The 11,890-nt window shown below is 62.9% G+C and carries 15 protein-coding genes and 1 tRNA gene; 9 read left to right on the top strand and 7 right to left on the bottom strand.

The window, feature by feature from the left end; genetic code table 11:
- Nucleotides 1-62: 62 nt before the first annotated feature.
- Nucleotides 63-1,052 (bottom strand): L-threonylcarbamoyladenylate synthase, encoded by a 990-nt coding sequence (locus ACPPVR_RS32990; protein WP_426610695.1) that lies wholly within the window; start codon nucleotides 1,050-1,052, stop codon nucleotides 63-65.
- A 68-nt stretch (nucleotides 1,053-1,120) separates the two neighbouring features.
- Here ACPPVR_RS32990 and ACPPVR_RS32985 point away from each other — a divergent pair.
- Nucleotides 1,121-1,197 (top strand) — tRNA-Pro (locus ACPPVR_RS32985).
- Between the two features lie 329 nt (nucleotides 1,198-1,526).
- Here the strand turns inward: ACPPVR_RS32985 and ACPPVR_RS32980 are convergent.
- The 3 genes from ACPPVR_RS32980 to ACPPVR_RS32970 form a co-directional block, all read right to left on the bottom strand.
- Nucleotides 1,527-1,751, bottom strand: coding sequence for a hypothetical protein (locus ACPPVR_RS32980; protein WP_426610694.1), 225 nt, complete (start codon nucleotides 1,749-1,751; stop codon nucleotides 1,527-1,529).
- Between the two features lie 150 nt (nucleotides 1,752-1,901).
- Nucleotides 1,902-2,162, bottom strand: coding sequence for a hypothetical protein (locus ACPPVR_RS32975; protein WP_426610693.1), 261 nt, complete (start codon nucleotides 2,160-2,162; stop codon nucleotides 1,902-1,904).
- A 139-nt stretch (nucleotides 2,163-2,301) separates the two neighbouring features.
- Complete coding sequence (locus ACPPVR_RS32970; protein ID WP_426610692.1) at nucleotides 2,302-2,628, bottom strand: hypothetical protein; 327 nt, start codon at nucleotides 2,626-2,628, stop codon at nucleotides 2,302-2,304.
- A gap of 269 nt (nucleotides 2,629-2,897) precedes the next feature.
- On the opposite strand from ACPPVR_RS32970, the gene ACPPVR_RS32965 reads away from it, so the two are divergent.
- A complete protein-coding gene (locus ACPPVR_RS32965) occupies nucleotides 2,898-3,332 on the top strand; it encodes a hypothetical protein (RefSeq protein WP_426610691.1) in 435 nt (144 codons plus the stop codon).
- Nucleotides 3,333-3,343: 11 nt separating this feature from the next.
- Here ACPPVR_RS32965 and ACPPVR_RS32960 read toward each other — a convergent pair whose 3' ends face one another.
- A complete protein-coding gene (locus ACPPVR_RS32960) occupies nucleotides 3,344-3,784 on the bottom strand; it encodes a hypothetical protein (RefSeq protein WP_426610690.1) in 441 nt (146 codons plus the stop codon).
- A 197-nt stretch (nucleotides 3,785-3,981) separates the two neighbouring features.
- Between ACPPVR_RS32960 and ACPPVR_RS32955 the strand changes: the two genes are divergently transcribed.
- The 3 genes from ACPPVR_RS32955 (at nucleotide 3,982) to ACPPVR_RS32945 (ending at nucleotide 7,006) form a co-directional block, all read left to right on the top strand.
- Nucleotides 3,982-4,941, top strand: a complete 960-nt coding sequence (locus ACPPVR_RS32955) for an N-carbamoyl-D-amino-acid hydrolase (protein WP_426610689.1) — start codon at nucleotides 3,982-3,984, stop codon at nucleotides 4,939-4,941.
- Between the two features lie 135 nt (nucleotides 4,942-5,076).
- On the top strand, nucleotides 5,077-5,436 hold the full coding sequence (locus tag ACPPVR_RS32950; RefSeq protein ID WP_426610688.1) for a hypothetical protein: 360 nt from the start codon (nucleotides 5,077-5,079) through the stop codon (nucleotides 5,434-5,436).
- 814 nt (nucleotides 5,437-6,250) lie between these two features.
- Nucleotides 6,251-7,006 carry an outer membrane protein gene (locus ACPPVR_RS32945; RefSeq protein ID WP_426616232.1) on the top strand — a complete coding sequence of 252 codons (756 nt, stop codon included), beginning with the start codon at nucleotides 6,251-6,253 and terminating at the stop codon, nucleotides 7,004-7,006.
- A gap of 96 nt (nucleotides 7,007-7,102) precedes the next feature.
- Here the strand turns inward: ACPPVR_RS32945 and ACPPVR_RS32940 are convergent, their stop codons facing one another.
- On the bottom strand, nucleotides 7,103-7,420 hold the full coding sequence (locus tag ACPPVR_RS32940) for a hypothetical protein (protein ID WP_426610687.1): 318 nt from the start codon (nucleotides 7,418-7,420) through the stop codon (nucleotides 7,103-7,105).
- A 16-nt stretch (nucleotides 7,421-7,436) separates the two neighbouring features.
- On the opposite strand from ACPPVR_RS32940, the gene ACPPVR_RS32935 reads away from it, so the two are divergent.
- Both ACPPVR_RS32935 and ACPPVR_RS32930 read left to right on the top strand, forming a co-directional pair.
- On the top strand, nucleotides 7,437-8,099 hold the full coding sequence (locus ACPPVR_RS32935) for a VIT1/CCC1 transporter family protein (RefSeq protein ID WP_426610686.1): 663 nt from the start codon (nucleotides 7,437-7,439) through the stop codon (nucleotides 8,097-8,099).
- Nucleotides 8,100-8,185: 86 nt separating this feature from the next.
- Nucleotides 8,186-9,046: a TorF family putative porin gene (locus tag ACPPVR_RS32930; protein WP_426610685.1), complete on the top strand. Its 861-nt coding sequence runs from the start codon at nucleotides 8,186-8,188 to the stop codon at nucleotides 9,044-9,046.
- 111 nt (nucleotides 9,047-9,157) lie between these two features.
- On the opposite strand, the gene ACPPVR_RS32925 is transcribed toward ACPPVR_RS32930, so the two are convergent.
- Entirely contained in the window at nucleotides 9,158-9,544 is a 387-nt protein-coding gene (locus ACPPVR_RS32925) for a hypothetical protein (RefSeq protein ID WP_426610684.1), read from the bottom strand.
- Between the two features lie 486 nt (nucleotides 9,545-10,030).
- Here ACPPVR_RS32925 and ACPPVR_RS32920 point away from each other — a divergent pair, with 486 nt between their 5' ends.
- Nucleotides 10,031-10,585 (top strand): TetR/AcrR family transcriptional regulator, encoded by a 555-nt coding sequence (locus tag ACPPVR_RS32920; RefSeq protein WP_426610683.1) that lies wholly within the window; start codon nucleotides 10,031-10,033, stop codon nucleotides 10,583-10,585.
- Between the two features lie 49 nt (nucleotides 10,586-10,634).
- A complete protein-coding gene (locus ACPPVR_RS32915) occupies nucleotides 10,635-11,828 on the top strand; it encodes an MFS transporter (RefSeq protein WP_426610682.1) in 1,194 nt (397 codons plus the stop codon).
- Nucleotides 11,829-11,890 lie beyond the last annotated feature (62 nt).

Here is an 11,890-nt window from a genome sequence, read left to right as displayed (position 1 = left end):
GCTCTTTTCGTTTTGCGCATGATCTTGTCGGAAAACCGCACCACACTTTTCCGGATCATGCGCTACCGCGCGACAGCAGCCCGGCGCAGCCGGTCGTTGATCGCTTCGCCAAGTTCTTCCTCGGGGATCGTCATCACCGCGATCGCCCGCGGCCCCTTCGCATCGAGGGCGCGAAGATAGCCGAACAGATTGGCGGCCGCTTCATCGAGATCACCGGCGGGCGACAAATTCATGACAGCCGACGCGGCGTCAAGGCCGGGCAGGTGCGCAGGGCCGAACGCCAGCAGCGCTTCGCCCGGGGCGATGTCGCGCGCATTGAGCCGCACATTGGCGCGCGGCGCGTAATGCGAGGCCAGCATCCCCGGCGCCAGCGGCTGGCTGTCAGCGCTCTCGGCCTCCACAGGCTGCCGCGCCAGCGGCGCGCCGAGCACGGCTTCGATCCGCTCGCGCGAGAGCCCGCCGGGACGCAGCAGCATCGGCGCGTTGAGGCAGCCGACGATGGTCGATTCCACGCCGACCTCGACCGGCCCGCCGTCGATGATCAGGTCGATCCGCCCCGCAAGGTCGCTCTCGACATGGGCGGCCAGTGTCGGCGAGACGTGGCCGGAAATGTTGGCGGACGGTGCCACCACAGCCCCGCCAAAAGCGCGCAGGATCGCCTGGGCCACCGGATGGGCGGGAATGCGGATCGCGACCGTGTCGAGGCCCGCGGTGGCGAGATCCGCCACCGGGCACCCCTCTGTCTTCGGCACCACCAGCGTCAGTGGCCCGGGCCAGAACGCCTCCGCAAGCTTCAAGGCACGCGGGTCGAATCGGCCGATCCGGCGGGCGGCTGAGAGGTCGGCGACATGGGCGATCAGCGGATTGAAGGCCGGACGGCCCTTGGCGGCGTAGAGATGGGCGATCGCGACGGCATTTCCGGCGTCCGCGCCGAGCCCATAAACCGTCTCGGTCGGGAACGCGACCAGTCCGCCGGCGGCCAGCCGCCGGGCGGCAGCCTCGGCGCCAGCCGCGCCGGCCGGCAAAATCAGTGTTTCAAGGCCCGTTTTCACTGGGACGAAATTCCTCAAATCGGCCGCTTGCGGTGCGCCAAACCCGACGCTATAAGCCGCCTTCTTGTCGGAGTGTGGCTCAGCCCGGTAGAGCACTGCGTTCGGGACGCAGGGGTCGCAGGTTCGAATCCTGCCACTCCGACCATTCTTCCAAAAGTTGACGTGTTCCAGAGGCTTGGCGGACCGGCCGCCAGCGCCTCGGAAGCGCCTTATTGCAACGATTTGCGAGGCGGGTCCACGGCCGATTTGGGCCAAGCAGGGCGGCCTGCCGGCGCGGCATGGCTTCTGTTCGACGGTTCGGATGAGAGGGTGGTGAAGCCCACGCTGGTCCGCTCGTGCCAGTTATGGCTGCCTGATCATCGAGGGATGACAGCGCCCATAACTCGCCGGACAATGGGCGACAGCGATTCGGTAAGCGATTAAGCGCCCTGTCGCCGCAAATCGGCATCAGAACTGCGGCTCGGCAACCGCCGACTACTTCCGCAGCAATTCTCCCAACGCGGCCGTCGCCTCGGCGCACCTTATGTCGTCGATGTCCCGCGACAGGCTGAGCGCGCCTGATTTCAGCTCCTCGATCTTCCAGCTCGCGGGATGCTGATTTTCGAGCTGGCTGAGCCGCTTGTTCAGATCATCCAGTCTGGATTGAAGCTGCCCGATGCTGGCGGCTCCATTCACGTTCCAAACGCGTTGTGCGCGCATCGTCGTTCCCCTGCTTGTCTCACAGCGTTGTGAGCGGGGTTCGTGGCCGCAATGGGCGTTTCTTTTGGCCGGCATTAGACAGTCGGGAACCGTTGCAGTTAAGCAACGCAAATTCCGGCGCCTTGCCGGGCCGGAGCCCGGCACCCTTCATCAGGCGGCGTGCGCCCGCTCGCCTGATCGCTTGTCGAGGCCGCGTTCCAGGATCGTGATGCTCGTCTGGATATTGTTGCGCCGGGCCCTCAGGGTCAGAGCGAGCATCGGATAGGCAGGGTTCTTTGGGTCGAAGATTGCCGCTTTGCGCTCTTCTTCCTGAATGTCGGCGTCGAGCATTTGCGTCCGCCAACGCAGATCGGAGATCAGCGCGTGGAGCTGTGTCGGGATGGTCGCTTCAAAACGGGAAATCGGCTGCATGTGATCGCCTCACCATGAGACAGACCCACCGCGGGTCTGAGGGATTGACCTCAGCACAGCAAGGAGGATGCCAACGTACGGACTGCGCGAGCTGGCCTGCCAGGCCGTTTGGCATTGACGCGTTGCGCGTCGCGGCTCGTCACCTCCGCGCCACCACCACACCTGCCAGGAACGCAATCATGAGCGCGGGCAACGGCGCCTCGCGGACCATGCCGCGAACGGTCTCGCTCCAATGTCGATCGGGGTCGCGCGGCGGGGACCTGATTTCACCCGTCGATTCAATGCCCCAGTCCGATGCGAGGTCGGCGATCTCGCGTGAAGCGAGTTTTGCACCGTCGCGAATGCGAAAGACGGCGGTGTTTGAACGGTCCCGTGGCGCGAGCGCCATCACCGTAGCGATGGCCGTGCGCAGCGTCATCTCGCCATAGCCTTGCAGCCTGACTGATTCCTCGGGGTCAGATGTCATGCGAACGTCTCCCTCACACCGCGAAATGATGCGCAGCGCCAAAGGCGGCGATCGTGCAGAGAACCAGCGCCGAAATCGCGCCGGTGACGCCGCGCGCAAGGCGCGCTCGTGTCAGATGCCTGGCCATGTCCGTCTCCTCGCTTTGGGGAACAAGTGAGGCCGACGCGTCTGGTTCCTCGCCGGACGAGATTGCCTCTATGTCTTGCCGGAACGATTGCCACTCTTTCCCGTTGCCGCAGGACCTCGACACCGAGGCGACCGGGGGACCCATGCCGCTCATCCGCTACTTCGTCTTCGTTGGCGGAGCTCTGTTGGCTCTCCTGATCCTTGCAGACCGCTATGTCGATGCCCCCCTGAGCGCGACCCTCCAGGCCGGGCCGGACGTATCGATAGCTCGCATTCGCTCCACGCAGACATGGCCCGAGAAGATCGCCTTCGACACCAGCGTGCGCCAGATTCCGTTGTCCAGGGTCGCAGCGGTCGCGCCGGCATCCGCACCTGCGGCGACCGCAATGCCGGCCACGCAAGAGAGCCCGCGCCAGGCTTTTGCGATGGTGACGAAACCCGCCGAGCAGCCGAAGCAGGCTGCGCCGGCCGGTCCGAACAGGCGGATCGCGGAGCGGCATCGTCGGCGCCAGCTGTCCCGCGCAGCGGCGTCCGGTCGGATGATGTCCTTCAGCGAGCCGATCGCGGCAGGCTGGTAGGTGGCGTTCAGCTAGAGCCCGGATTGCCGCTGTGATACGCATCGCAGCAGGCGCGGGATCTGATTGTGTGCGATCGCGACGATGCGCCAGGCACCAGCGAATTTCGCGAGGCTGTAGGTGGCCTGGAAGTCATAGAGAAGCTTCAACGTGCCATCGAGCACATCCATCCGCAGCGAGGCCTGTACCAGTCGCGGCGACAGCGCCAGAATCGACAGGTCGTGAATGCGCCCCGAGGGCGCGCCGAGCTGGCGATGCAGTTCGACGACCCTGTGCATCGTCGCCAGACAGTCCTTCCTGTTCGCGATCGCAATCAGGGTGATTTCATCGCCGTCCGAGACGATGTGGCTTGGATAGGCGACGCGATTGGCGATGGCCTCCACGTCCAGCGTTTCGAACGCCGCGCAATAGCCCTGGAAAAACGCCCTCACGTCCTCAGCCAGTTGGTTCGACATCTTGCTTGCTCCGCTCTGTGCATCGATCCGAGAGAAGCGTAGGCGCGCAAGATTACAATTTGTCGTCGGCACTTTCCGCATGGCGGAAGCAAGCCTGCCTCCCGGTTAGGCATCGTGCCGGGCAGGGAGGCTGTGCGCGCGGCGTGCCGCGCGATAGGCTCGGTCTCGACGCAATCGAGCGAACGAGGGACAGACGCGTGACGAGATTTGTAGATGTCGCAGCCGGCCAGCTTGGCCCGATTGCCAGGACTGAGACGAGGACCGGAGTCGTGGTGCGGCTGATGGCCTTGATGCGCCAGGCGAAGGCCAATGGCTGCGACCTGATCGTCTATCCCGAGTTGGCGCTGACCACGTTCTTTCCGCGCTGGTATTTTGATGATCAGGCCGAGATCGACAGTTTCTTCGAGCGTGAGATGCCAGGGGCCGAGACGCAAGCCTTGTTCGATCTCGCCCGCGAGATCGGCATCGGATTTTACCTCGGCTATGCCGAGCTGACGGTCGAGGCCGGAATTGTCCATCGCTACAACACCTCCATCCTGGTCGACAAAGGCGGCGCGATCGTTTCCAGATATCGCAAGGTCCATTTGCCCGGCCATACTGAACACGAGCCATGGCGCAAGTTTCAGCATCTGGAGAAGCGCTATTTCGAGCCCGGCAGCGGCTTCGGTGTCACTAACGCATTCGGCGGCGTGATGGGGATGGCGATCTGCAATGACCGTCGCTGGAGCGAGACCTATCGGGTGATGGGGCTCCAGGGCGCCGAGATGGTGATGATCGGCTACAACACGCCGGTGCACAATCCGCCCGCGCCCGAGCACGACGACCTCTCGCTGTTCCACAATCATCTGGTCATGCAGGCCGGCGCCTATCAGAACGGCACCTTCGTGGTCGGCGTCGCCAAGGCCGGCATCGAGGAGGGCGTTGACCATATCGGAGGCAGTTGCATCATCGCGCCCTCCGGTGAAATCGTGGCGAGATGCACAACCAAAGGCGACGAGATCGCGCTGGCCCGCTGCGATCTCGATCTCTGCAATTCCTATAAGCGCACGACGTTCAATTTCGACGTTCATCGCCAGCCTCGCGCATATGGGATGATCGTGGAGCGGAAGGGCGTGACCACCATGGCGGATGGGACACCGGTGCGGGCCAAGGGATGACGCTCTTGTAGCCCGACGGACAAAACACTCGCTATTCTCGCCAGGTCCGTCTCGCGAGTGCCACTCGGGGCGAGGCAGGATGCCTATGTCACGGTCGATGCTGCCGGCTCGGCCCGATCCGGCGGCGGCATCTGCATGAGCCCGCGCGATCTTGTCCGCATCGGCGAGATGATGCGATTGGGCGGTGTCGTCGACGGACGCCGTACTGTCTCGCAGGAGTGGGTGCTCGACACCGCAACGGGCGCTCCTTCGGGGCGATGGAGTTCAGGCACGCTCGCCGAATGGCAGCCTGGAGGCCGTTATCGAAATAAATGGTATCAGAGACGAGCTGGCAGCAACGCGTTCTTTGCCCTCGGCATTCACGGGCAATGGCTGTATGTGGACCCGGGGGCCGAGATGGGTGTGGCAAAGTTCTCCTCGCAACCCATCCCCGTTTGCAACGAGACAAAGAGCCTTAATCTTGCGCTCTTCGACGCGCTTGCAAACATGATTTGAGTTGACCCGCCCGTCGGGCAAAACACCCTCAAGCCCGCCAATCCTTTCTCACAAAATATCCCACTCTGCCGAAATTCGGATTTGTCGTATGTGTCCGCCATCCCGGCTCGACCTTGAGGGGCGATCATGTGTCGTCATGTTTCGCGAGCCGGGCTTGCGTGGACGCGGCAGCGTCGGCACGAGAGGCCAAGGGCAGGGCGGGCGAACTCGCTCCTCAAATGAAAGCTTGAGCGGGGTCTTTCAAAGTAACGACGGTTTCCTTGCCTGTCCGATGTCTGGCAACGTCGGGCTCGATCTTGATTCAGATCAAGGGACTATGTGACGCGCTCACCACAACAGGAGACCGACGGGGGGCTGGGGTGATTTGTTGGTGAGTGCAATGACGCCGACTTGGTACGTCACCTTCGAGGTTCGCAAGCGCAGCACGCTTCCGAAGCAGCGAAGTCCTCGAGAAACAAGGACATTCGCTACGGAAGCAGAAGCCAAGGCGTTCGTTCGTGCAAAGCTTGACGAAGGCCTCGCTGTATTTGCGGGCACGATCAATCCGCACGCGCCTAGGCAACTCATTCCGTCGTCCCGCATCCAAGCCTGGCTTGTCGACGAACAATGGGACCCTGACCGACATGTAGGTCCTGATGGAGAATAAGCACGTTACCGTGCACCTACATAGCGCTGGAGTGTTGCCATTTTGATACGGGCTTTGGGGTCGCATTGATCTTAAACTTATGGATGTTCGCGGTGCTTATGCACGCTAGCTTGCATAGGCGCTCACGTTTTGAACGGAAGAGAGCTAAGCAAAGGGGACATGACGATGATGAAAAGGCTTTCGATAGCTGCGATCGGCCTTGCGGCGTTGAGCATGGCGGCTCCGGCCATGGCCGCCGATATGGCTGTCAAGGCGCCGCCGCCGGCACCGGTGATCGCGATCTACAACTGGAGCGGATTCTACATTGGCGCCAACGGAGGCTGGGGGCAGAGCCATGGTTGCGTGGATTTCCTGACGCCCGCAGGGACACTCGCAGGTGGTTGCGCCGATCGCTCCGGAGGTCTGGCGGGCGGACAGATCGGGTACCGCTGGCAAACCAATCAGTTTGTGCTCGGATTGGAAGCGCAGGGCGATTGGGCTGAGATCAAGAACACGCGCGTCAGCCTGATCGATCCATTGATCTCAACCACAGGCAAGATCGATGGCATTGGGCTGTTCACGGCCCAACTCGGCTGGGCATGGAACGCGTCGCTCTTCTACGTAAAGGGTGGCGCTGCGGTGACGCGCAATCGCTTTGATATATTCAACAACGTCACTGGAGTCGGCCTCGCCTCTGCTGGTCACACGCGCTGGGGCGGTGCCCTGGGCGTCGGCTGGGAATATGGCTTCGCGCCGAACTGGTCGGTCGGCGTCGAGTATGACCATCTTTGGATGGGGCGTGACAACACCACCTTCGCAGGCGTGGTCACACCCGGACGCATCACTCTGCTCGGCAACGGCGTCAGCCAGGATGTGGATATGATCACTCTGCGCGTCAATTATCGCTTCGGCGGTTACGGTGCGCCGGTCACTGCTCGCTATTGAGCTCGTATCTTCCCAGTGAACCCGGGCCCCGGCATCAACCGGGGCCCTTTTTCATGGGAAGCCGGAGAAACGCGAAGAAATCCGTCGCGTCCAGCGTTAGTTCTGGCGGTCAAATCCAGCCGGTTGCGGCCTGTCCATGAGGAGGATGTGACGCTGGTTGTTTCGATGAAGCGAACGATACCGAGCTCGCGCAGATGCGATAGCCGAGCGCGAGACGGCCTCTACCGCCAGGCCGAGATAGTCCGCGATGTCACGCCGAGTGGAGGTAAGCTGGTATCGAGGACCACTTGCCCGGCCATTTCTGATCCGAGTGAATCCGTATGGACAGAAGCGCGAGCAACGCCGCACCGACCTTCCAGGAATACGCCAGCAGCGGCATCGTGCAGACCGCTCGATCCCCGAACATCTGGTCATGAGGTTTGCGACTAAGATGTCAGAAGCTTCAGATTCTCTGTTCGGTAGCGTGCTGGATCCGATGGAACGGATCTCGGAGACCTTGTTCGGCCTGATCATGGCTCTCACCTTTATCTGCTCGCTGGGTATCGCAGCGGGGTCCAACATCAATCTCCAGACCATGTTGATCGGTGTGCTCGGCTGCAACCTTGCCTGGGGCATCGTTGATGGCGGTCTTTATCTATTGGGTCGGATCAACAGCCGGGGAGGCGAGATTCGAATGCTCCAAGCGATGCGGCAAGCGCCGGATTCCGAGACAGTACGCAGCGTCATCGCCGGCGCACTGCCAGAGGAATTGGCGGTGTTCTTGCCTGCGCAGCAATTGGAAGCGATGCGGCAGAAGTTGCAGCTGTTGCCCGAGCCATCCCACGGCCCGAGACTGACGAAACGTGATTGGACGGGGGCGCTGGGCCTTTGCTTGCTAAGCTTCCTTTCGACCTTCCCGGTGGTCATCCCGTTTCTATTTCTCAGCGACGCCAGAGTGGCGCTGCGCGTCTCCTACGCCGTCGCTATCGTGATGCTGTTCTGCTGCGGTTACGTATTTGGAATTCAGAGCGGGCTGCGGCCTTGGGCCGCTGGCTTTGTGATGGTGGCTGTTGGTGGCATGCTGGTTGGAATCGCGGTGGCTCTTGGAGGATAGCGACAGTGAGGTGGCCGGGTTTTGCATCGGTTCGGCGGTTACCCGATGCCTCATGCGCTGCACTGGTCGGCTTGTGCCTTGCACCAATGACCGGCGCCCTGGCACAGGCCAATCCCCCAAGTCCAGGCGGTGCGATCGGTCTTGGCAACCGCGGATGGTCAGCGGCAGACACCAACCGTGAAACCTCAGCAAACGAACTCGAATTCAGCGCTCGCGCGGGCGTTGCATCCGACTACATCTACCGCGGGACCACGCTTTCCGATCATGGGCCCGCGGCTGGCGCCGCCTTCGAAACAAGATTTGGTGCGATCTACGTCGGAACTACGGTGGCCACCGTCAAGCTACCGACCCAGCCGGCCGCCGAGCTCACGTTTGCCGGCGGGGTCCGCCCGAAGATCGCAAACATCGATTTCGATCTTGGCGTCACCTATTTCGCCTACCCCAGTGAAAGGCTTCCCGGCGAGACCAATGGCATCAACTATTGGGAAGCGGCTATCCGCGGCGATCGTCGCATCGGCGAATACATCCATGTCGCGGCCGGCTACGCCTATTCTCCTAACGTCTCGAACACCGGCGCCTGGAGCCAATATGCTGCGGCCGGCGTCGGCTATGATGTACCTGGCCGGCTGCTACCGCAGAGCTTGGCCGTGTCGTTCACCGCTGCTGCCGGCTATTCGTGGTTCGGCAATCAGGCCGCGCAACTCGGCGGATTCCCGCTACCCGCCTATCTCAACTGGCAGGCGGGCGTGACTTTCACCCACAAGGCCTTCAATCTCGATCTGCGCTACTACGACACCAATCTGTCGAAGGAGAACTGCTTTGTCTTTACGGGCGATCCAAATGCGCGCCCGGGCGGCATCGTGAATGCCGTCACCAACCCTGACGGCCTGGTCTCGAACTGGTGCGGCGCGACGTTCGTTGCGAAGGCCTGGTTTGCTTTTAACTAGTTCTCGGTGGCGACTCATCGCCTGTGTACTGGATCAGGAACACCAGGAACTTCGCCGGCTGGGTAGCGTTTGCGTTCCGGTCTGCGACGTAAGCGGTGAGGATTGAGCCGATCAGGTCACGCAACGGCCGGGCTGCAGAAGCCTTGCGACTTCCGTGAGTGCGCTGACCACGGGCTCGCAGGCAAGTGTCGGCTTGCGGCTCTGATTCCGCGGCAGAGTCGGCGGCTTGGTGGTGCGGGCCTGCGCAGACGGAATACGCAGCAAGACCGAGGTATCGGCGAGATCATCCAAGCGCAGAGAAACCGTTTTCGTCGGAACTGCGAAAGGCTTGCGGTCGGCAAGACGGTCTGCCTTGCCGGCGCGATTGACGATGTGGCTTGGCTGTTCGGAGACCGCCTGCCCGCGTTTTACAAGGTCGTGACCTGAGGCGAACTGCACGGCACCGAGCGTCAATGCGGTCGCGACAGCGCCTAAAAAAGCTTTGCGAATCTGTGACATGGCTTCGCCCCTCGCCCCATGGCGATTGTCATTGTTTATGCAACGCCCCTTGGCCCGTCGCTTCCAATGGCCGTTTCCTAACGGCCGGCGGTTTCACCACGCCTTCGTGAACGCCAGAAAATGGTTTCATCCCGGCAGATTTTGTTTCGTCGCATTGATGGAGGTCTTGGTTCCCGCCTGTAGGTCTGCGCCGGCGCGGGTCAGTGCACGCCGAGGCGTGATCTCTCACACGAACGACGAGCGTGCTGCGAAAGGATAGTCCCACGCCCGTGCCGATCACCGTAGGAGTCTCGCGGAAGAGAGCGGCTCCCGTCGCCAGGGGGCGACAGCCGCTCTTGAGGCGCGTGCCGCCGCGCCTCTCCCCATCCAATCACAACCAGGTGTCTTGATTAGGAAACAATCATTCCCTATTATTCCGCAATGCAAAAAGCCGCCCGCCAGTCCCAGCCTGTTGCCCATTCGCCCGGCCGTCCCCGGGAGTTCGATATGGACACCGCCCTGGACGGGGCGATCCGGGTGTTTTGCGAGCGCGGCTATCATGCCACCTCGATCGGAGATTTGACTGCCGCGATGCGGCTTGCCACCGGCAGCGTCTACAAGGCGTTTCGCGACAAACATGCCGTGTTCCTCGCCGCCTTCGAGCGCTACGCCACGGTGCGCCGGGAGCAGACCCGCAGCGCAGCCGTGCGCGGCGCGAATGGCCGCGAGCGGGTGCGGCTTATGCTGCTGTCCTACGTCGAGCACTCCCAGGGCAGTGAGGGGCGCCGCGGCTGCATCGTGGTCGGCAGCGCGGTCGAGCTCTCCGCGGTCGATCCGGTGATCCGCGCGCGCGTCACCGCGCAACTCAGGACCAACGAGACCTTCATCGCCGGCCTCATTCGCGAGGGGCACGCGGACGGCTCGATTCCCGGCCATGTCGAGGCCGACGACACCGCGCGGCTGATGATCTGCATGACGCAGGGCCTGCGCGTCGTCGGCAAGGCGCGGCTGCCGCTCGACGGCGAGCGCCTGGTCGGCGTCGCGATGAAGCTGCTCGCTTGAACATTTGTCAAATTAGGAAATGAACATTTCCTATATCTGGAGAGTTGGAATGACGATGAATGCCACCATCGACACCGCGCCCGAGCCGGATGCGGTGTCGCAACGACTGACCTTCGTGCTGGCGGCGGCTTGTGGCATGATCGCCGCCAACATCTACTATGCCCAGCCGCTCATCGCCCCGATCAGCGCCGCGCTCGGCCTGTCGCATGCTGCGGCAGGGCTGATCGTCACCATGACGCAAATCGGCTATGGCACGGGGTTGCTGTTCATCGTGCCGCTCGGCGATCTCGTCGAGAACCGCACGCTGATCTGCACCGTCATCACCCTCGGCGCCGCGTCCCTGCTCGCCGCCGCATTTGCGACCCATGCCGTGCCATTCCTGATCGCGGCGCTGTTCATCGGGCTCGGTTCGGTGGCGGTGCAGATCATCATTCCCTATGCGGCGCATCTTGCGCCGGAAGCCATTCGCGGCCGCGTCGTCGGCAACGTCTCGACCGGATTGATGCTCGGCATCATGCTGGCGCGCCCGGTGTCGAGCTTCGTCACCGCGGCGCTGTCCTGGCATGCAGTGTTCTTCTGCTCCGCCGCGCTGATGATCGTGCTTGCAACTGTGCTCTGGATGACGCTGCCGAAGCGCAAGCCAGTCGCGCGCATGCATTATGGTGAGCTGCTGATGTCGATGCCGCATCTGGCGCGCACCACGCCGCTGCTGCGCCGTCGCGCGCTCTATCAGGCGGGCCTGTTTGGTGCCTTCACGCTGTTCTGGACGGTGGTGCCGCTTCAACTCGCCGGCGAATTCGGCTTCACCCAGCGCGGCATCGCATTGTTCGCGCTCGCCGGCGTTGCTGGCGTGGCCTCGGCGCCGATCGCGGGCCGGCTCGCCGACCGCGGCCATAGCCGCATCGCCACCATCGTTGCGATGCTGCTCGTAGCCGTGGGCTTCCTGGTGACGCATATCGGCGCGGCCGGGTCGGCGCTCAATCTTGCCTGCCTCGTCGTGGCTGGGATCGCCATTGATTTCGGCGTGCAGGGCAATGTCGTGCTGGGCTTCCGCGCCATCTTCGTGCTCGGGCACGAGCATCGCAGCCGCCTCAACGGCCTCTACATGGCGACGTTCTTCGCCGCCGGCGCTGCCGGCTCTGCGCTCGGCGCCTGGGCCTTCGCGCAAGGCGGCTGGACGCTCGCCTCAGGCATCGGCCTGGCCATGCCTGTCGCGGCCTTGCTCTATGCGGCCACCGAGTGATCGCGGCATGGTCCGATTGTGCGCTGCGGCCGGCTTAACCAAGCCTTCGATATGAAGCCCTG

The sequence above is a fragment of the Bradyrhizobium sp. McL0616 genome (assembly GCF_049993385.1).
Taxonomy (GTDB): Bacteria; Pseudomonadota; Alphaproteobacteria; order Rhizobiales; family Xanthobacteraceae; genus Bradyrhizobium.
Note: the sequence above shows the minus strand (reverse complement) of the source record. Positions and strands in the feature narration are given on the sequence as shown.